This is a genomic window from Arthrobacter sp. NPDC058127 (assembly GCF_042884555.1).
Lineage (GTDB): Bacteria > Actinomycetota > Actinomycetes > Actinomycetales > Micrococcaceae > Arthrobacter.
Genome location: NZ_JBHVTT010000001.1, coordinates 446,493 through 466,483 on the forward strand (window position 1 = coordinate 446,493; position 19,991 = coordinate 466,483).

At 63.4% G+C, this 19,991-nt stretch carries 15 protein-coding genes; 5 read left to right on the forward strand and 10 right to left on the reverse strand.

Features of this window, described 5'->3' with window-relative positions; translation table 11 throughout:
- Positions 1 to 50: 50 nt before the first annotated feature.
- Positions 51 to 830: a trans-aconitate 2-methyltransferase gene (locus ACFVTG_RS02120; protein ID WP_284752764.1), complete on the reverse strand. Its 780-nt coding sequence runs from the start codon at positions 828 to 830 to the stop codon at positions 51 to 53.
- Positions 831 to 887: 57 nt separating this feature from the next.
- Between ACFVTG_RS02120 and ACFVTG_RS02125 the strand changes: the two genes are divergently transcribed.
- Genes ACFVTG_RS02125 through ACFVTG_RS02135 form a run of 3 tightly spaced genes read left to right on the forward strand, consistent with a single transcriptional unit; the run spans position 888 to position 5,273 of the window.
- Positions 888 to 3,413 (forward strand): DEAD/DEAH box helicase, encoded by a 2,526-nt coding sequence (locus tag ACFVTG_RS02125; protein WP_390277560.1) that lies wholly within the window; start codon positions 888 to 890, stop codon positions 3,411 to 3,413.
- 20 nt (positions 3,414 to 3,433) lie between these two features.
- A complete protein-coding gene (locus ACFVTG_RS02130) occupies positions 3,434 to 3,934 on the forward strand; it encodes a GNAT family N-acetyltransferase (protein ID WP_284752762.1) in 501 nt (166 codons plus the stop codon).
- The gene (locus ACFVTG_RS02135; RefSeq protein ID WP_390277563.1) at positions 3,927 to 5,273 is read left to right on the forward strand and encodes an alpha/beta fold hydrolase; all 1,347 of its coding nucleotides are present in this window, start codon (positions 3,927 to 3,929) and stop codon (positions 5,271 to 5,273) included. Before ACFVTG_RS02130 ends, ACFVTG_RS02135 begins: the two co-directional genes overlap by 8 nt.
- 64 nt (positions 5,274 to 5,337) lie before the next feature.
- On the opposite strand, the gene ACFVTG_RS02140 is transcribed toward ACFVTG_RS02135, so the two are convergent.
- From ACFVTG_RS02140 to coaE, 4 genes are all read right to left on the reverse strand, one after another.
- On the reverse strand, positions 5,338 to 6,372 hold the full coding sequence (locus tag ACFVTG_RS02140) for a TerC family protein (RefSeq protein WP_390277566.1): 1,035 nt from the start codon (positions 6,370 to 6,372) through the stop codon (positions 5,338 to 5,340).
- A 179-nt stretch (positions 6,373 to 6,551) separates the two neighbouring features.
- Complete coding sequence (uvrB, locus tag ACFVTG_RS02145; RefSeq protein ID WP_390277568.1) at positions 6,552 to 8,639, reverse strand: excinuclease ABC subunit UvrB; 2,088 nt, start codon at positions 8,637 to 8,639, stop codon at positions 6,552 to 6,554.
- 29 nt (positions 8,640 to 8,668) lie between these two features.
- Positions 8,669 to 9,043 (reverse strand): hypothetical protein, encoded by a 375-nt coding sequence (locus tag ACFVTG_RS02150; RefSeq protein WP_390277570.1) that lies wholly within the window; start codon positions 9,041 to 9,043, stop codon positions 8,669 to 8,671.
- A complete protein-coding gene (gene coaE / locus ACFVTG_RS02155) occupies positions 9,007 to 10,227 on the reverse strand; it encodes a dephospho-CoA kinase (RefSeq protein ID WP_390277572.1) in 1,221 nt (406 codons plus the stop codon). The genes ACFVTG_RS02150 and coaE overlap by 37 nt, the downstream gene beginning before the upstream one ends.
- A 22-nt stretch (positions 10,228 to 10,249) precedes the next feature.
- Here coaE and ACFVTG_RS02160 point away from each other — a divergent pair, with 22 nt between their 5' ends.
- Positions 10,250 to 10,939, forward strand: a complete 690-nt coding sequence (locus tag ACFVTG_RS02160) for an IMPACT family protein (protein WP_390277574.1) — start codon at positions 10,250 to 10,252, stop codon at positions 10,937 to 10,939.
- Between the two features lie 1,122 nt (positions 10,940 to 12,061).
- Here ACFVTG_RS02160 and rpsA read toward each other — a convergent pair.
- The 4 genes from rpsA to polA all read right to left on the reverse strand — a co-directional run bounded on the left by rpsA (position 12,062) and on the right by polA (position 18,725).
- The gene (gene rpsA, locus ACFVTG_RS02165) at positions 12,062 to 13,537 is read right to left on the reverse strand and encodes a 30S ribosomal protein S1 (protein WP_284752754.1); all 1,476 of its coding nucleotides are present in this window, start codon (positions 13,535 to 13,537) and stop codon (positions 12,062 to 12,064) included.
- 167 nt (positions 13,538 to 13,704) lie between these two features.
- Positions 13,705 to 14,637 (reverse strand): polysaccharide deacetylase family protein, encoded by a 933-nt coding sequence (locus ACFVTG_RS02170; RefSeq protein WP_390277577.1) that lies wholly within the window; start codon positions 14,635 to 14,637, stop codon positions 13,705 to 13,707.
- A gap of 42 nt (positions 14,638 to 14,679) precedes the next feature.
- On the reverse strand, positions 14,680 to 15,996 hold the full coding sequence (locus tag ACFVTG_RS02175; RefSeq protein ID WP_390277579.1) for a GNAT family N-acetyltransferase: 1,317 nt from the start codon (positions 15,994 to 15,996) through the stop codon (positions 14,680 to 14,682).
- 86 nt (positions 15,997 to 16,082) lie between these two features.
- A complete protein-coding gene (gene polA, locus ACFVTG_RS02180; protein ID WP_284752819.1) occupies positions 16,083 to 18,725 on the reverse strand; it encodes a DNA polymerase I in 2,643 nt (880 codons plus the stop codon).
- A gap of 217 nt (positions 18,726 to 18,942) precedes the next feature.
- On the opposite strand from polA, the gene ACFVTG_RS02185 reads away from it, so the two are divergent.
- Positions 18,943 to 19,410: a hotdog fold thioesterase gene (locus ACFVTG_RS02185; RefSeq protein ID WP_284752751.1), complete on the forward strand. Its 468-nt coding sequence runs from the start codon at positions 18,943 to 18,945 to the stop codon at positions 19,408 to 19,410.
- On the opposite strand, the gene ACFVTG_RS02190 is transcribed toward ACFVTG_RS02185, so the two are convergent.
- Positions 19,363 to 19,959, reverse strand: a complete 597-nt coding sequence (locus ACFVTG_RS02190; RefSeq protein WP_390277581.1) for a dihydrofolate reductase family protein — start codon at positions 19,957 to 19,959, stop codon at positions 19,363 to 19,365. The genes ACFVTG_RS02185 and ACFVTG_RS02190 overlap by 48 nt on opposite strands.
- Positions 19,960 to 19,991 lie beyond the last annotated feature (32 nt).

Sequence of the window (19,991 nt, forward strand, 5' to 3'; positions counted from 1 at the left end):
CGAAACCTTGTAATGGCGGCACTTCCGGAGGCGTGTGGAGCTGGGCCCGATCAGCCCCGCTTTTGCGCCACGGCAAAAATCCGGCGGAATGCAAACACGGTCCCGTGCCGGTCCCGTGGATAGGCCTCGCGGAGCACGGCTGCGTATTGGTTTTCGAAGGTGCGCGCTTCGTCTTCGGGAAGGGCGGCGAGCACCGGGCGCAGGCCGGTCCCCCGCACCCACTCCAGTACAGGATCGGCTCCCGGCAGTAGTTGCTGGTAGGTGGTTTCCCACGCGTCGGCGTCGCATCCGGCGTCGAGCATGATCCGCAGGTAGTCGGCCGGCTCCCCGACGGCATCGTCGTGGCGGAGCACACCGGAGAGCCTTCCGGACCATTCCGGCGAAGCGGCCAGCTCGCGCATGAGCACGTGGGAAGGCGCGCCGAAGTTTCCGGGGACCTGGAGCGCAAACCATGCGCCCGGTTTCAGCGCTTCCAGCCAAGCGGCGAGCATCGTCAAGTGCCCTGGCACCCATTGGAGCGCCGCGTTGCTGACCACGACGTCGGTGTCCGCTTCCGGTGCCCACTCCGCAATGTCGGCATGGACGAACGAAAGGCCCGGTTGCGCGGCAGCGAGGACTTGGGCCCTCGCCAGCATTTCGGCGGAGTAATCCAGCCCGACGACGGCGGCACCTGGCCATCGCGTCGCGAGGGTCGCCGTCAAGTTTCCCGGGCCGCAGCCCAGATCCACGACGTGCCGCGGATCCTCCGCCAAGATCCTTGAGGTCAGGTCAAAAAACGGCCGGTCGCGGTGATTGCCGAACTCGATGTACTTGGCTGGATCCCACTTCACTGCATCCTCCATCGTCGGTCTCCGTGGTCTGCTCCACCCACACTAAGCTGGAAGGCAATGAAACTTCTTGAGCAGCTCCCCGGCGACGGATCCGTTGACCCGGACGAAATCTATACCCGCTTCGTCGAATGGACGGAGAGCCGCGGGCTTCAGCTCTATCCAGCCCAGGACGAGGCCATCATGGAACTCGCGTCCGGCTCCAATGTCATCCTCGCTACCCCCACCGGTTCCGGGAAATCGCTGGTGGCGATCGCCGCGCACTTCGAGGCGATGTCCCGGGGTTTGCGCAGCTACTACACGGCCCCCATCAAGGCCTTGGTCTCCGAAAAGTTCTTCGCGCTCTGCGACATTTTCGGAGCCGAGAACGTCGGCATGATCACCGGTGATTCAGGAGTCAACCAGGACGCCCCGATCATCTGCTGCACCGCCGAAATCCTCGCCAACATCGCTTTGCGCGAAGGCAAGGAAGCCGAGCTCGGCACTGTCATCATGGACGAATTCCACTTCTACTCCGATCCCCAGCGCGGTTGGGCGTGGCAGGTGCCGCTCCTGGAACTCCCCCAGGCCCAGTTCCTGCTGATGTCGGCCACCCTGGGAGACGTCAGCCGCTTCGAGACCGGCCTGAGCGAACTCACCGGACGGTCCACGACCACCGTCAGTTCGGCCGAACGGCCCATCCCGCTGCATTATTACTTCCAGGAAACGCCGGTCCACGAAACCCTCGAGGAACTGCTGAGCACCAAGCAGGTTCCCGTGTACGTAGTGCATTTCAGCCAGGTCGAGGCCATCGAGCGTGCCCAGAACCTCATGAGCGTCAACATGTGCACCCGCGAGGAAAAGGACAAGATCGCCGAGCTGATTGCCGGTTTCCGGTTCGCCGCCGGCTTCGGCAAGACCCTGAACCGGCTGGTCCGCCATGGCATCGGCGTCCATCACGCAGGCATGCTGCCGAAGTACCGCCGCCTCGTGGAGCAATTGGCACAGGCAGGGCTCCTGAAGGTCATCTGCGGGACCGACACGCTCGGCGTCGGGATCAACGTTCCCATCCGCACAGTCCTCCTGACGGCGCTCAGCAAGTACGACGGCGTTCGCACCCGCCTGCTGAACTCCCGGGAGTTCCACCAGATCGCCGGCCGCGCGGGCCGCGCGGGCTATGACACTGCCGGAACGGTAGTGGTGCAGGCTCCCGAACACGTGGTGGAGAACGCGAAGGCGATGGCAAAAGCCACCGCAAAGTTCGGCGACGACCAGAAGAAACTGCGGCAAGTGGTGCGGAAGAAGCCGCCGGAAGGCTTCGTCTCCTGGGGGCAGCCCACTTTCACCCGTTTGGTGGAGTCCGTGCCGGACCCGTTGACCTCGAGTTTCACCGTGACGCATGCAATGCTGCTCAACTTGATGGAGCGCCCCGGAGATCCTTTCGCCGCTGCCCACCGTCTCCTCACCGAAAACCACGAGGCACGGCCCGCGCAACTGCAGCTCATGAAGAAGGCCCTGAGTATCTACCGCGAGCTGTTGGCAGCCGGAGTGGTTGAACGCATTCCTGAGGCCGAGCAGGAGAAAGAAGGCCGTTCCGTGCGGCTGACGGTTCACCTGCAAGCCAACTTCGCGCTGAACCAGCCGCTTTCGCCGTTTGCCCTTGCCGCGCTCGAGCTCCTGGATCCGGAGTCGCCGTCGTACGCTTTGGACGTCGTGTCCGTGATCGAAGCGACCCTCGAGAAGCCCCGCCAGATCCTCTCCGCGCAGCAGAAGAAGGCACGCGGCGAGGCCGTCGCAGCGATGAAGGCCGATGGGATCGATTACGACCAGCGTATGGCGATGCTCGAAGAGGTGAGCTACCCGCAGCCCCTCGCGGAGATCCTAGGCGAAGCGTTCGAGGTGTATCGCAAGGCAGCCCCTTGGGTGGGCGACTTTGAGCTTGCTCCCAAGTCGGTGGTCCGCGATATGTATGAGCGCGCCATGAATTTCGGTGAGTTCGTCCAGTTCTACGGGCTGGCCCGATCCGAGGGGATCGTGTTGCGGTATTTGGCCGACGGCTTCAAGGCCTTGCGTCAGACCGTGCCGCAGGACGCGCTCCGCGAAGACCTCGAGGACCTCATCGCCTGGCTGGGTGAACTGGTCCGCCAAGTCGACTCCAGCCTGCTCGACGAGTGGGAAGAACTCACCTCCGGGGTGGCTCCGACGCCGCACGACGCTCCGCCTCCCCCACCGCCGTCGCTCACGTCCAACATCCGCGCCTTCAGGGTCATGGTCCGCAACGAAATGTTCCGCCGTGTTGAGCTGTTCGCGGACGAGGACGCGGCCGCTTTGGGCGAGCTCGACGCCGGCAGCGGCTGGGATGCGGAGCGCTGGGAAGACGCTTTGGACGACTACTTCGACGAACACGACGACATCGGAACCGGCCCCGATGCCCGCGGCCCGGGACTCCTCATGATCACCGAGGAACCCGGCATCTGGCGGGTGCGGCAGATTTTCGATGACCCGGCCCGCAACCATGACTGGGGTGTTTCCGCCGAAGTGGACTTGGCAGCCTCCGACGAGAGCGGCACCGCTGTGGTCAGGGTGACGGCCGTCAACCGCCTCTAGGCGCCTAGTAAGCTCGAATCATGAGTGTTATCCGCCCTGCCACAGTGTCCGATGTACCCGCGATCCTGCAGATGATCCATGAGCTTGCGGTCTACGAAAAAGAGCCCGACGCCGTGAAGAACACGCCGGAAATGCTGAGCGATGCCCTGTTCGGCGAGAATCCGCGGGTGTACGCGCACATGGCGGAAAACGCAGCCGGGGACGTCCAGGGATTCGCCTTGTGGTTCCTGAACTACTCCACGTGGGAAGGCGTCCACGGCATCTATCTCGAGGACCTCTACGTCACGCCGGGTGCGCGGGGCGAGGGCCACGGGAAGGCGCTCCTGCAGCATCTGGCGGCCACCGCCGTCGAACGTGGTTATGCACGGGTGGAATGGAGTGTCCTGGACTGGAACGAACCGTCCATCAACTTCTACCGCAGCCTAGGTGCCGTGCCCATGGACGGCTGGTCGACGTTCCGGCTGACCGGCGAAGCGCTGGGCGCATTCGGCAGCGATGACAAGGTCATGGCACGTGGCTGAGCGGGTGGCTGAGCGAGCGGCGCACACGATCCGGGCACGGCACGAATTCCGGGGTGTCCGCACCACCGAGCACTTCTTCACGGTCCCCCTCGACCATTGGGCGTTGGAAGGTATGGCGGCTTCCGGCAACGCGGAAACGATCACCGTTTTCGCCCGGGAGTTCGTCTCCGCCGAGCACTCGGAGGAGGACACGGCCCGGCTGCCGTGGTTGCTCTACCTCCAGGGCGGGCCCGGCGGGCGCGGCACCCGGACCACGACCCTGTCCGGCTGGATGAAGGCTGCCGCAAGGAGTTTCCGCATCCTGATGCTGGATCAGCGGGGCACGGGCTTGTCCACCCCGGCAGACCGCAACACCTTGCCGCTCCGGGGCGATGCCGCGGCGCAGGCGGACTACCTCACACATTTCCGTGCCGACTCGATCGTGGCCGACGCTGAACTTATCCGGAAGACCTTGGGTTCGGAGCCATGGACCGTCCTTGGCCAGAGCTTCGGCGGTTTCTGCGCGCTGACATACTTGTCCTTCGCGCCCGAAGGTTTGAACGAAGTGCTCATCACGGGAGGTCTGGCCCCGTTGGAAGGTGCCGCCGAACGCGTCTACCGCGCCACCTTCCGACGGGTCGCGGACCGCAACGCGGAATACTTCGCGTGGTATCCGGAGGACCGCAAGCGGGTCACCCGGATCGCGCGGCATCTGGATTCCACGGAGGAGCGCCTGCCCAGCGGGGAACGCCTCACCACGGAACGCTTCCAAATGGTGGGATCCTTCCTGGGCGGGAACGCCCGTGTGGATGCCCTGCACTCGCTCCTGGAGGATGCTTTCGTGCCCTCTCCCCGGGGAGAACGCCTCTCCGACGCGTTTCTGGAACAGGTCCACGGCCTCGTTTCCCGGGCATCGAATCCCCTGTACGCGGTTTTGCACGAGTCCATCTACGGCCAAGGGCAAGCCACCGACTGGGCGGCGTGGCGGGTGCGCGAGGAGTTCCCCGAGTTCCATCCCGATGCCGCAGAGCCGCTCCTGACGGGCGAAATGGTCTACCCCTGGTATTTCGAACAGGATCCGGCGCTTGTGCCACTGCAGGAAGTGGCAGCGCTGTTGGCCGGCAAGCAAGACTGGAAACCCCTCTACGATGTGTCCCGGTTGAAGGCGAACACCGTGCCCGTCGCGGCTGCTGTGTATCGCGACGACATCTATGTGGACTACCAGCTCTCCATGGAAACCGCGGCGGCCGTGCGCGGACTGCAGGCCTGGACCACAGGGGACTTTCATCACGATGGCATCGGCGAAGACGGGGAAGGAATCTTCAAACGACTCCTGGGAATGGCCCGCGGCACGAACTGAGCCCCGGCCACCATAGTGACCGGGGCTCAGAAGCGTTCCGCAGTTGTCAGCGGCTCCGTAGTAACTAGTGCCCGGAAACCTTGTTCATGCTCTTGCGGGAATCTTCCTCGAGCCGAGCGTCCAGCTTGGACTTGCTGGCGGCCGGGGTCAGGAGGCTCGCGACAACCGCCACCACGATCGTGCCGAGGATGACGGCCAGGGACACATAGGTCGGGATCTCCGGAGCCCATTCAATATGGTGGCCGCCGTTGATGAAGGGCAGTTCGTTGACGTGCATGGCGTGCAGGACCAGCTTCACGCCGATGAACGCGAGGATGACCGACAGTGCGTGCTTGAGGTAGATCAGCCGGCTCATGAGCCCGCCAAGCAGGAAGTAGAGCTGGCGCAGGCCCATGAGGGCGAAGATGTTGGCCGTGAAGACGATAAAGGCGCTCTGCGTCAGTCCGAAGATCGCCGGAATGGAATCCACGGCGAACAAGAGGTCCGTCATGCCGATGGTCATGAAGACGATCAGCATGGGCGTGAACAGCTTCTTGCCGTTGACCGTGGTTCGAAGCTTGCCTCCGTCGAACTTCTCCGACATCGGGACAACTTTGCGGATGCGGGCGATAAGCGGATTCTCGGAGGTTTCTTCCTCGTCTTCGCCGTTGTCCGTGGCCTGCTTCCACGCGGTCCACAGCAGGAACGCGCCGAAGATGTAGAAGACCCAACTGAACTGCTCAATCACCACGGCACCAAGGGCAATGAAGATACCCCGTAGGACGAGGGCAATGATGATGCCCACCATCAGCACTTCCTGCTGGTACTTACGGGGCACCGAGAACCGCGCCATGATGATGATGAAGACAAAGAGGTTGTCGATACTCAGGCTGTATTCGGTCACCCAACCGGCGATGAACTGGCTGCCATGCTCCGGGCCGGCAAAAGCGAACATCGCTCCGGCGAACACCAAGGCGAGGGTGACGTAGAAAGCGACCCAGAGGCCTGCTTCCTTCATGGAGGGTTCGTGCGGACGCTTGACCACCAGGAGAAGGTCGACAAGGAGGATGATTCCGAGAACGACGAAAGAGCCGATCTCAAACCAGGCGGGGAGTTGCATCTAAAATGCCTTTCGCAGGTACGCCAAAACGGCGTAAGTCTCTCCGACCTGCCTGCGTCTCCATGCCCGAAGGCAACAACGCTCAAATGGCAATCCGCTAGGCCCGGCGAGGCGTCTGTGCCTTGCGTGTTGACGGACTTAGCGCTTGGGATACTCCCCTACGTAGCCCCAACTTTACCCTAAGCGTGCCCGGCGGACTGCATTTGGCGGAGCTCGCGCTTAAGGTCGCCCACCTCGTCACGGATCCTCGCAGCGATCTCAAATTGGAGCTCGGCGGCGGCCGCGTGCATCTGCTCGGTCAGCTGTTCGATCAGACCCACCAGGTCTTCGGCCGGCGCCGCGGCCAGGCCATCTTGCCGGACCTTCGAAGCGCCCTTGCCCTTGCCGGTCCTGCCGCCCTTTCCGGCTGCGGCCAGCAACTCGCGGGTGTCGGCGTCTTCGCGGGCAAGCTGATCGGTGATATCTGCGATCTTCTTGCGCAACGGCTGGGGATCGACACCGTTGTCCGTGTTGTATTTGACCTGGATTTCCCGGCGGCGATTGGTTTCCTCGATGGCCTTGGCCATCGAGTCCGTGATCCGGTCGGCGTACATGTGGACCTGGCCTGAGACGTTTCGGGCGGCGCGGCCGATGGTCTGGATGAGGGAGGTGGCCGATCGGAGGAAACCCTCCTTGTCGGCGTCGAGGATGCTGACAAGTGACACTTCGGGCAGGTCGAGGCCCTCGCGGAGAAGGTTGATGCCCACCAGGACGTCAAAGCTGCCCATGCGGAGTTCACGGAGCAGTTCCACACGCCGGAGGGTGTCGACGTCGGAGTGCAGGTATTGGACCTTGACCCCGTGGCCCAGCAGGTAGTCGGTGAGGTCCTCGGCCATTCGCTTGGTCAACGTGGTGACCAACACGCGTTCGTCGCGCTCCACCCGCGTCCGGATTTCGCCAAGGAGGTCGTCGATCTGGCCCTTGGTCGGCTTCACGATGACTTCGGGATCGATCAGGCCGGTGGGGCGGATGATCTGCTGGACGAACCCGTCCGCCTTGCCCAGTTCGTACTTGCCGGGGGTCGCGGAAAGATAGACGGTCTGGCCCACCCGCTCCAGGAATTCATCCCATTTGAGCGGCCTGTTGTCCATGGCGGAAGGAAGCCGGAAGCCGTGGTCCACGAGGGTGCGCTTGCGCGACATGTCGCCCTCGTACATGGCGCCGATCTGTGGAACCGTAACGTGCGATTCGTCGATGACCAGCAGGAAGTCGTCCGGGAAGTAGTCGATGAGGCAGTGCGGGGCTGTGCCGGAGCCGCGGCCATCGATGTGGCGTGAGTAGTTCTCGATGCCGTTGCAGAAACCCATTTGCTGCATCATTTCGAGGTCGTAGGTGGTGCGCATGCGCAGCCTCTGGGCCTCCACCAGCTTGTTCTGGCCTTCGAGCACTTTGAGCCGTTCCGCGAGCTCTTCTTCGATGGCGGTGATGGCGCGGGACATGCGTTCGGGCCCGGCGACGTAGTGTGAGGCCGGGAAGATGTACATCTCCGTTTCCTCGCGGATGACGTCGCCCGTGACCGGATGCAAAGTGTAAATGTTCTCGATCTCGTCGCCGAAGAACTCGATGCGCAGGGCCAGCTCTTCGTACATGGGGATGATTTCCACGGTGTCTCCGCGGACGCGGAAAGTGCCGCGGTGGAAGTCCATGTCATTGCGGGTGTATTGCATGGCGACGAACCTGCGCAGGAGATCGTCCCGGTTCATCTCGGCGCCCTTGCTGAGAGTGACCATCCCGGCGATGTATTCCTCCGGGGTACCGAGGCCGTAAATGCAGGACACGGTAGCCACCACGACGACATCCCGCCGGGTCAACAGCGCGTTGGTTGCCGAGTGCCGCAGCCGCTCGACCTCCTCATTGACGGAAGAGTCCTTTTCGATGAAGGTATCCGTCTGGGGAACGTAGGCTTCGGGCTGGTAGTAGTCGTAATAGGAAACGAAGTACTCCACCGCGTTGTTGGGCAGCAGCTCCCGGAACTCGTTGGCGAGCTGCGCGGCCAGGGTCTTGTTTTGGACCATCACCAACGTGGGCCGCTGCACTTGTTCGATCAACCAGGCGGTGGTGGCACTCTTGCCCGTACCGGTGGCGCCGAGCAGGACCACGTCTTTCTCGCCGTTGTTGATCCGTTCGGTCAGCTCCGCGATAGCGGCCGGCTGGTCACCTGCCGGCTTGAATTCGCTGATGACCTCGAAGGGCGCGACGACACGGTTGATCTCCTGGGCAAGACTCATGAATCCAATGTACCCCTGCCCGCGGACAGCTACTGTCCGCGTTTTCGGGTTGAACCGTCGCCGCCGGGCCGGATCCAGCTGTCGTCGAGCCGCCCCATGATGGAACGGAACATCTTGATGGCGAACCACACTCCGGACACAAGCCAGACGGTCCATGCGAGCCAGAAGGCTGCGGCCGGCACGAGAACGCGCCACGTCGGCGTCTGGGTTCCGGCGACGAACTCCTCGCGGCCGCCGGCCAGGAACCACAACAGCGCAGCGCCGGCCATGAGAACGACGCCGGCCCACGCCAGGCCGCGAACGGCGCCAAGGCGCTGCCCGTCAAGATGCGGCGTGATTCTCCGTTTCCCGGCCATGCGTGCCATGCCTAGCGTTGCGCCACCGAGTACGACGGCGGCTGCCACCCGCTTCTGCTGGCCCAGGCATCCATGAGCGGCCAGGCGACCTCGGTGAACCAGGGCTCCTTGGCTTCCGCATATGCCAAGGTCCGGCCGTCACCGGCGTGCTGCACGGCAAGCTCCTGTTTCATCGCCGCATACATTCCCACGGCGTCGGGGTTGGCGCGGAGCCAGTCCCGGAACAACAACGCATATCGCCAGCCAGAGCTTCCGAGGACCCTGACATGGACATTGGCCGGCCGCCCGGGGTCCGCATTGCAATGGAAACGTTTTTGCCATGCCGATGGATCCAGGTCCGGCGGCTTGGGCGTATCCCAGGCGGAGGCCTCCCGCAACGGGAATCCGGCCTCACCCAAGTCCCGTGCTATCCGGTCCGCGGCTTCCAGCGAGGACACATTTACCTGCAGGTCGATGATGTCTTTAGCAGGAAGACCGGGTACCGATGTCGAACCGATGTGGTCTGCGCCCAACACCTCCGGGGATGCCCGGCGGATCCTGGCAAGCAGCCGTTCAGCCTGGACCGGCCAGCCGGGGTTTGGCGGTGACAACACGGGGCCGCCGGATCGTGGTGCCGGGCGGCCGGCTGCAAGATTGCGGGCAAACGGCGCCAAGCGTTCTTCCCATAGGTTTTCCACAAGCTCCGTGACATCCTCAACGCTTCCGGAGTTGTCCAGCACAATGTCCGCCGCCGCCAGCCGTTCATCCCTGCTGGCTTGCGCGGCCATCCGGGACACCGCGTCCTTGACGGTCATGCCGCGGATCTCCGTCATGCGCCGGATCCGTTCTTCGTCCGGCGCATCGACCACCAGCACCAGGTGGAAGCTGCTGCCCTGCCCGGTTTCGACCAGGAGCGGAATATCCTGGACGACGATGTCTCCGGGTTTTGCGGTCGCGAGCATCGCCGCAGCCTTCTCCCTGACGCGCGGATGGATGATCGCGTTGAGCGCTTCCCGGCGATCCGGCTCAGCGAACACGATCGCGCCGAGGCGTGCCCGGTCAAGGCGACCCTCGGCGTCGACGATGTCTTCACCGAACTCGGCCATGACCCCCGCCAGGCCTGGACTGCCCGGCTCCACGACCTCGCGGGCAAGCGCATCGGCATCGATCAAGACAGCGCCCAACTCCCTCAGCCGGGCGGACACGAGTGATTTGCCGGAGGCGATCCCGCCGGTAAGTCCAATCTTCAGCACCCCTCCACACTAGACTGGGTCGGTGGCAGAACAGGAAGAAAGCCGGGCGACGGCGTACACAACGTTGGCGCCGGGAGACGATTTCCGCCACGAACTCGAGATCAAGCGTTCGCGCTTCATCACGGTGCTGCGCCGCGCCTCCGACGAGGACTCCGCCCGCGCCTTGGTGGCGGAACTGCGCAAGGAGTTCCATGACGCCCGGCACCACTGCTCGGCATTCGTCCTCGGTCCGGATCGCGTCATCCAGCGTTCCAACGACGACGGCGAGCCCTCCGGAACTGCCGGCATCCCCATGCTTGAGGCGCTCATCAAACGCGAGACACTGCCCGGGGTGACTGACCTCAGCGACGTCAGCGCCGTCGTCGTGCGCTATTTCGGTGGCATACTCCTGGGCGCCGGCGGACTGGTCCGCGCCTACTCCGAGTCAGTCTCGGCCGCACTGGACTCTGCTCCCCTGGTTCAGCGACGCCGCCTGCGGATTTGCGACATCCCCGTGCCCCACCAAGCGGCCGGGAGGCTTGAAAACGATCTGCGCTCCGCGGGCTACGTCATGGCCGAAACAAGCTACGAGCCCTCGGAGACGATCCTGCGCGTGGCGCTACCCGATGATCCAGGCGCAATCGCGGACGCCGGTGAGCGGCTGGCATCCATGACCGGCGGCGCCTCGGGCCTCCAATTGCGGGGAACGGAATGGGTCGACGTCCAGGCCTGAGCACCCGCGCTAGGGACATGCCCTCCCCTGACCACCACCATTGGACATTGTGGGCATATGTCCACTCCTTGCAGTCAACGAGGGGCATGTCCTGTGGTTGACGCTTGGATCCTGGCAAACTGTTATTTCAGATCGTGGTAATCCTGCGATGCAGTCCTTCCGAGTGAACTCTGCGGGCGCGCCCTGGATCTTGCCTTTCGGAATAGCTTGATCGTATAGAAAGTCATGATCGCCAGCGCTGCCAGCAAGAGGAAAGCCAGCGGGGCAAAAGAAAGTACCGCCTCTGAAAAAGTTGGAACCAAGGGGTTCATAAGTCTGATCACGCCCATCCGCACGAGACTACTCCGGGGCCGCTGGTAACCAGTCGGAGATTAGCGGATCTCGTGGAGTGGTTCCACCCGAAAATGGACCGGGTCACGGTCACTGTGGTCTGGAAATAGCCCCGCCCACCAGAAACGTAGTGGCTGAAGTTACTAAAGGATATGCTCGATCCGGGCTCGTATGAGTGCACAACATGTGCAGTTGCACCGTTCGTGCTCAACACGACGCCGCTTCCCGTAACGTACGTCCCGGTCAGGCGAACCTTCGTCACGCTTATACCCGCGAACCTGAACTCCTCGTCACGTTCTCGACGGTTTTCTCGGAAGTCGCGGCATAGGCCGGAACGGCTGCCCCCGCAGCCAGCAAGGTCGATAGCGAAGCGATCACAAGGCCGGTCCTGAGATGTTTTAGCACAATGACTTTCCCCTTGGTTTCATTGACCTTGTCCAAAGAGCCAACCACATGCTAGCAGCGCGTGCGACGTATCTGATAGATCGTCATCAGTTAGTTATCCCCAAATCTCCGGTGCGATCCCGGTGAAGGGCTGGCATCCGTGACCGGCAGCTCGTCGGGACTCAAATCGGTCGACGTCCAGGGCCGAGCGTCCACCCCACAGGGACATGCCCTCCCGTGCCCGCCACCACTGGACATAGTGGGCATATGCCCACTCCTCGCTGCCAACGCGGGGTCACTTACGGCCCATGTCGGGCGCCAACACGGGCCGTAAGTGACCCCGCGTTGGGTTAAACGGAAGGCGCCCCCTCCAAGTGGAAGGGGCGCCTTCGTGGCTTTTCGGCTGAATTAGTTGCCGGTCAGCTTCTCGCGCAGAGCTGCGAGGGCCTCGTCGGATGCCAGGGTGCCCGCGTTGGACTCGGCAGCAGCCGGCTCGGAGGAGTAGCTGGTGGTGCCGGAGTCGCTCTCGCCGGAAGCGGCAGCAGCGGCGTCGTCAGCAGCGTGCTGGGAAACCTGCTTCTTGTGAGCTTCCCAACGCGCCTGGGCGTCAGCGTACTGCTGCTCCCAAGCGGCGCGCTGCGTCTCGTAGCCCTCGAGCCATTCGTTCGACTCGGGGTCGAAGCCCTCGGGGTACTTGTAGTTGCCCTCTTCGTCGTACTCAGCGGCCATGCCGTACAGAGCCGGGTCGAACTCGGTGCTGTCAGCGTCAACGCCCTCGTTAGCCTGCTTGAGGGAGAGGGAGATGCGGCGGCGCTCGAGGTCGATGTCGATGACCTTGACGAAGAGCTCGTCGCCAACGGAGACGACCTGCTCAGCAAGCTCAACGTGGCGGACAGCCAGCTCGGAGATGTGAACGAGGCCTTCGATGCCGTCTTCGACGCGAACGAACGCACCGAACGGAACCAGCTTGGTGACCTTACCCGGAACAACCTGGCCGAGGGCGTGGGTGCGGGCGAAGGTCTGCCACGGGTCTTCCTGCGTGGCCTTGAGGGACAGGGACACGCGCTCGCGGTCCAGATCCACTTCGAGAACCTCGACGGTGACTTCCTGGCCAACCTCGACAACCTCGGACGGGTGGTCGATGTGCTTCCAGGACAGCTCGGAAACGTGAACCAGACCGTCGACGCCGCCAAGGTCCACGAATGCACCGAAGTTGACGATGGAGGAAACGACGCCGGGACGAACCTGGCCCTTTTCCAGCTTGTTGAGGAACGTGGAGCGAACCTCGGACTGGGTCTGCTCGAGCCATGCACGGCGGGAAAGAACAACGTTGTTGCGGTTCTTGTCCAGCTCGATGATCTTGGCTTCGATCTGCTGACCGATGTACGGAGCGAGGTCGCGGACGCGGCGCATCTCGACGAGGGATGCGGGCAGGAAGCCGCGCAGACCGATGTCGAGGATAAGACCACCCTTGACAACCTCGATGACGGTGCCGGTGACAACACCGTCTTCTTCCTTGACCTTCTCGATGTCGCCCCAGGCACGCTCGTACTGAGCACGCTTCTTGGAGAGGATCAGTCGGCCTTCTTTGTCTTCCTTGGTGAGCACCAGGGCTTCGACCTGATCGCCAACGGAGACGACGTCCCCGGGGTCAACGTCGTGCTTGATGGAAAGCTCGCGGGAAGGGATGACACCTTCGGTCTTGTAACCGATGTCGAGCAGGACTTCGTCGCGGTCAACCTTGACGACGATACCTTCGACGAGGTCTCCGTCGTTGAAGTACTTGATGGTGGCGTCGACAGCTGCGAGGAAGTCCTCAGCGGTACCGATGTCGTTGATGGCGACTACGGGGGTACCGGGCTTCTCGGTGGAGGTGATGGTCATGTAGTAGGGGCTCCGTTGTGGATAGAGTATCGGTCAGGCAAACCGCCCGCTTTCCGTCGCCGGTCCGCAGGACACGGCAAAACGCCGGGTCATCCTGAATTGTGGATTGTAAATTTGCGCGCACGTAGCATGCGCCCGTTCATTCTAGTCGTTCGCCTCAAGGAGGGTCAAAGCGGCAGCGTGTCACCCAGCCGAGCGAACGTCACACCGCGGTCCAACAAGCTTGGCAGGACACGTGCATAGCCCTCCGCAGTGCCGCCGGCGGGCTGGTTGAAGTGCGAGATCACAATCTGGCCTGAGCCCCGTCCCGCGGCGATTTTTCCCACTTCCGTGGCGACAGTAGGGGCCGGGAAGGTGGCGCCGCCGTCGCCGTTCACGGTGAAGCTCACCGGCACCAGTCCGAGGGCATTGGTGATCGCCGCCGCGACGTCGTCGTAGTAGGCAGTGCCCGCCCTGAAGAAGCGGGGGGCCTTGCCGCAGAGATGCTCCATGACTTCCTGGTTGCCCATGATTTCGTCATAAACCTCTCCCGCGCTGGCCGTGCCCGGAATGCCGTACGCTGAGCGACCGGTGACCGACAAGGGTTCGTGCCGGAAGCCGTGGTTGCCGAGTTCGAACAACGGATCGGCCGCGAGATCGGCCGCCAGCCCGGGATTGGCCTTGATCCAACGGCCGTTGACGAACAACGTGGCGGGAACGTTGAGCATGCGCAGGGTCTTGAGCAAGCGTTGATCGCAGTCCGAGCCGTGGGGGCCACCGCAGGCATCAAACGTCAAGACCGCATGCGTGGACGGTGTTTTTGAAACAACGCCAGTGACATCAAGCCCCCATTCGACGGGCTTGCGCCCGGAGAATTCGGCCACAACCTGGGACCTCGACGGCGGCGCGGGCCGCGTTTCGGGCACGACCGGACGCTGGCCCACCGCTTCGACGACCGGCGTTGAAGCCGATGTGGGGCGAAGCGACGGTGCACCTGCCGGTTGCTGGGCGCAGGCGGCCAGGCCGGTCACCGCGAGTCCGGCGGCGACCGCCAGCAACGACCTCCGGCCCGGCAGCCCTGATGTGCCGGAGGAGCGGCCCCCCGGCTGGAATTCCCCCATGGAATCCTTCTTCTGTTGTTGATCCTGCGTGTGGAGATGTGCCTAGAAGTGCGTCAGGCAATGGGCGGGGCGTTCGACGGCGAACATGTGCTGGGCAGCCAATGCTGCTCCGGGCGTGTGCTCACGGATCCGGCCTGCCGAAGCCAAGATTACAGGACTGACGGCACCCAAATAGACAGACCCCAGGTCCGTGACATCCATGCTCAGGTCCGGGCCCGATTCCTGGCTCCCGCCACTCGACTCACTGACGGTGACGACGCCGCCGTCGGACGTCAATTCCCACATACCGTCGGCAAAACCAAGCGCATCCCGGACTTCCAGCACCAAGCGTCCATCGGCGCCGTAGCGGCGGGCTGACAAGGCCGCAGGGACGTCCAGGACGCGCAACCACAACATGTCGCGATAGTCGGAGGACGTGACGCAACGTCCGTCCTCGAGCGCCCACGCCAGCGGGTCTTCAACGGGGGCTTCAGGCCAGGAGACCTGTTCGATGAGATCGATGCTGCCCAGGAATTGCCACAGTTCCAGGTACGCGGAGTCCGTCGCGGCGACAAGGTCCACGACTTCCACGGTGTATGGCTTCGTTTCCCAGCCGGCGAACTTGTAGGACACGTAGCCGTCAATGGTGCCATCGGGTGCGTAGTGGAGCGCACATTTGATGGCCTTGTCCTCACTGCCGTCGCGCTTCATGGCCCCGGACACGTGATGGCGGTAGGAGTCCTGCCTCACGATGGACCCCGGCGTGCGGTGGTGAGCGCGTTCGAAAACCTCGGGCGCGAGTTCGAGAAGGACTCTTGGATCTGCGATCTCCACCCGGCCAACGGGCTCGTGCCGGACGCGGAATTTCGGACCGGTGTCAACCTTGATGCTCCGCTCAAAGGTTGCGACGCCAAAGCCAAAGCGGCCGTAGATGGATGCCTCGGACGCGGTCAGGGCGGCCATGGCGAAGCCGTCATCCTTGGCATCGGCGAGATCCACGGTCATCATCCCCCGCAGGATGCCGTGCCGCCGGTGCGTTCCGCGGACGGTGACAGCCGTGATCTGGCGGGTCCGCAGTTCCTGGCCGAAGCCAACATTCAGCTTGTTTTCCAGCGTTCCAAAGGTAGCCACCGGAAACCCCGGGTTGAGCGCGTGCAACGGTGGTTCGTCGTTGACGTAGACGCCCGTCAGCTCACGGTTGTCCGCTTGGTACATCGCGAGGATCTTGTCGATGAGCTCATCGCTTCGTTGCTCGTCGTGGAATCCGAAGCCGACGGCCCGGAGCCAATCACGTGCTTGTCCGTAGTCAGGGTTCTCCTTGTCGACGGAACGAAAGCGCTTGACGTTGTATTTTTCCTTGGTTTCCTTGGGATCAGCCACGTCCCGAGCCTAGCCAGACAGCACGGGGCACGCCACCATAGCGGCGGCGTGCCCCGTGCGAGCCTGCAAGCAGGCCGGTGCGCCTGCTAGTGGCCGGCGTCGTACCAGCTGGAGCCGACACCTACCTGCACGTCCAGCGGGACCGTGAGCTGGGCTGCCGTCCCCATTTGCTCGGTGACGAGCTTTTCGACCGCTTCGCGTTCGCCGTGGGCTACCTCGAGCACGAGCTCGTCATGGACCTGCAGCAGCATCCGGGACTTCAGCCCCTGGCTGGTCAACTCGGCAGAGACGCCGAGCATGGCCCGCTTCATGAGGTCCGCCGCCGAGCCCTGGATGGGCGAGTTCAGCGCGATGCGTTCGGCGATCTCCCGGTGCTGGCGGTCCGTGCTGGTCAGGTCCGGAAGATAGCGGCGGCGGCCCTCGATCGTGGAGGTGTAGCCGTCGATCCGGGCCTGCTCCACCACGCCACGCAGATAGTCGCGCACTGCGCCGAAGCGGTCGAAGTAGTCCTTCATGAGGGTCCTGGCCTCGTCGACGGAGATTTCCAGTTGCTTGGACAGGCCGAACGAGGTAAGCCCGTAGGCCAATCCGTAGGACATCGCCTTGACCTTGGAGCGCATGGCACTGGTGACCTCTTCCGGCGCAACGTTGAAGATGTGCGAGCCGACATAGCGGTGCAGGTCTTCACCCTCCTTGTACGCCTGGATGAGTCCTTCGTCGCCGGACAGGTGCGCCATGATACGCATTTCGATCTGCGAGTAGTCAGCCGATAGCAGGCATTCGTAGCCCTCACTGACGACGAAGATCCCGCGGACGCGCCGGCCTTCCTCACTGCGCACCGGGATGTTCTGCAGATTGGGGTTGTTCGAGGAAATGCGCCCCGTGGCCGCGACGTTCTGCGCGTACGTAGTGTGGATACGTCCGTCCTCAGCCACTGATTTCTTGAGCGTCTCCAGCATTTGGGCCAGCTTGGAGGATTCCCGGTGAGCCATGAGCTGCACCAGGAACTCGTGGCCGGTCTTCTCAAGGAGCGCCTTCAGCGAGGCGGCGTCCGTGGTGTAGCCGGACTTGATCTTCTTGGTTTTGGGCAGGCCAAGTTCTTCGAAGAGGACGGTCTGGAGCTGCTTGGGAGAGCCAAGATTGACCTCGTGGCCGATTGCGGCAAATGCCTGCTCCTGGGCGTTGTCGATCACCTTCGCGAGGTCCGCGAGCTGTTCGTTCAGGCGTTCCGTAGAGATGGCAATGCCGGAGAGTTCCATCTGGGCCAGGACCCGTGCGACCGGCAGCTCCAGCGTGGTCAGGAGCGCCTCGGCCTTGCGCTCGGCGAGCTCGCTTTCGAAGTGCTTGCTCAGTGCGTGCACGACGGCGGCCTGCTGGACGAGCGCGCTGGCCGCGGCACCGTCCGGCCCATCACCAAGATCGAGTTCCAGCTGGCCGGTTTGGGCCGCCACAGCCGTGATGGTGATCCTCAAGTGGTGCTGGGCGAGTTCGGCGAGCTCGTAGCTGCGGCGGTCCGGCTGGATCAAGTAGCCCGAAATGGCGGTGTCGTCCACCACGCCTTCCAGGCCAAGTCCTCGGTGGTGCAAGGCCTTCAGAGCGTCCTTGAACTCGTGCATGACCTTGGCTTCTTCGGGATCCCGCAGCCATTTGGCCAGGACGGCATCAGCCGCAGCGTCCAAGGACGACAGCTCGATATAAGCGGCCCCGTTGGACCGAACGACGGCGAGGGCAGCGGCGTCGTCGCCAATCCGCCCGGGAACCAACTGCACGGCAACTGCGGCGCGGCTGCCCGAGCCCGCAGCGAAAAAGGCCTCCAAGGCGGCGGCGTCCTGCAGGACCGCGTAGTCGGGCGCGTCGATGGTCTCGGGAGGCGCTCCGGCTGTGTCGTCGCCGTAGAGTGCGAACAGCCGGGCACGGAGGGTCCTGAATTCGAGGGTGTCGAAGAGTGTCTCGACCTCCTGGCGGTTCGGGCGCGGCTCCTCGAGTTCGGCGAGCGTCACTGGGAGCTCAAGGTCTTTGAGGAGCTGGTTGAGGCGGCGATTGCGCTTGACGGCGTCGATGTTTTCCCGGAGGGCTCCTCCGACTTTGCCGCCGATGGAATCCAGGTTCTCCAGGATCCCTTCCAGGCCGCCGTAAAGGTTGATCCACTTGGCTGCGGTCTTGGGGCCGACGCCGGGAACGCCGGCGAGGTTGTCAGCGGACTCCCCTACCAGCGCGGCCAGATCGGAGTAGCGGGACGGGGGAACGAAGTACTTCTCTTCGATGGCTGCCGAGTCCATGCGGGGAATATTGGACACGCCCTGCTTCGGGTACAGGACGAACACGTTGTCGGTGATGAGCTGGAAAGCGTCGCGGTCCCCTGAAACCAGGAGGACTTCGTAGCCAGCGGCCTCCCCTCGCGCCGCGAGCGTGGCGAGGATATCGTCGGCCTCGTATCCGGGCATCTTGATGGTCTTGATGCCCCACGCTTCCATGACTTGGTCGATGAGGTCGATCTGTCCGCGGAACTCCGGCGGCGTCTCGTTTCGGCCACCCTTGTATTCGCTGTACTCCGCCTTGCGGAACGTCGTGTCGTCCGAGACATCGAATGCCACCGCAACGTGGGTGGGCTTCTGATCCTTGATGAGGTTGATCAACATCGACGTGAAGCCATGCACCGCGTTGGTGTGCTGACCCGAGGATGTGGCGAAGTTTTCAGCCGGCAGGGCATAGAACGCCCGGAACGCCATCGAGTGGCCATCAAGGACCAAGAGCCTCGGCCGGCCACCTGCCGCGGTGTCCGCAATGCTTGTTGAAGGGTCTGGTGCCGTTGCAGTGGCAGTTGATGTTGCTGTTCCAGTTGACGTTGCTGTTGCAGTTGATGTTGTTGTTCCAGTTGACACTGGCGTTGCCGTTGGAACTGAGTCCGGTTTGGTTGTTTCGCTCACAGGTGCCAGCCTAGTTGCCATGATGGACAATTTCACGCCGGGCCCGTTCACCGACGAACTCAATGCGGCCGGCGTTCCGCAGGAGTTGCACGGTTGGCTTTCCCGCTATGGCGTAGGCTCGCTCGTGGCGAAGATGGGCATCAAGTTCCTTGAACTGGGCCCTGAACGGACCGTCGCCACCATGCCGGTGGAAGGCAACACCCAGGTTGCGGGCATCCTCCACGGCGGAGCCCACGTGGTTCTCGCCGAAACCCTGGGCTCCTTCGCGGCGGCCCTGCATGCCGGAGCTGGACGCCACGTCGTAGGGATCGAGGTGGGCGCTACCCACCATCGCTCCATAGCAAGCGGCCTGGTCACCGGTACGTGCACTGCCATCCACTTGGGCGGTACGCTCGCCACCCATGAAATCGTCATGACCGACGAACACGGCCGACGGCTGTCAACTGCCCGGATTACCAACATGATCCGGGAGAACAGGGCCCGCTGACCCGGCACGCTTGGGGAACCTGTAGCGCACCTCGACTGCCGCGCCACCCAGGGTGCGGGACGAGATCAACTCAAGCGGCGCCGTCGGGCTCTCGACAGGCAACAAGCGCTTACCGGAACCCAAGGCGACCGGGATAAGGGTGACAATCATCTCGTCCAGCAGGCCGGCCTTGGCGAACTGGGCTACCAGGTTTCCACCGCCAACCAGCCACACGTTCTTGCCGCCGGCGTCGGCAATCAGGTCCGGCGCGAATTCCTCAACCTCGCCACGCACGAACGTGACGTCCGCGCCGGGCGGCGCCGCGTATTCGCGGTGGGTGAAGATCCAGCATGGAACACCCGGATACGGCCATTTGCCCGGTTCATGTTCCATGAGCCAGCGATAGGTCTGGCCGCCCATGACTATGCAGCCGATGCCCGCCATGAAGTCTTCGTAGCTTTCGGTGACACCCTCGGCCTCTTCGAACTGGAGCAGCCAGCCGAGATCGTCATCCTTGGTAGCGATGAACCCGTCAAGCGAGGATGCCACGTAGTACTGGAAATCCGCCATGGCCCCACCCTACCCATGAGGCGGCGGCGTTC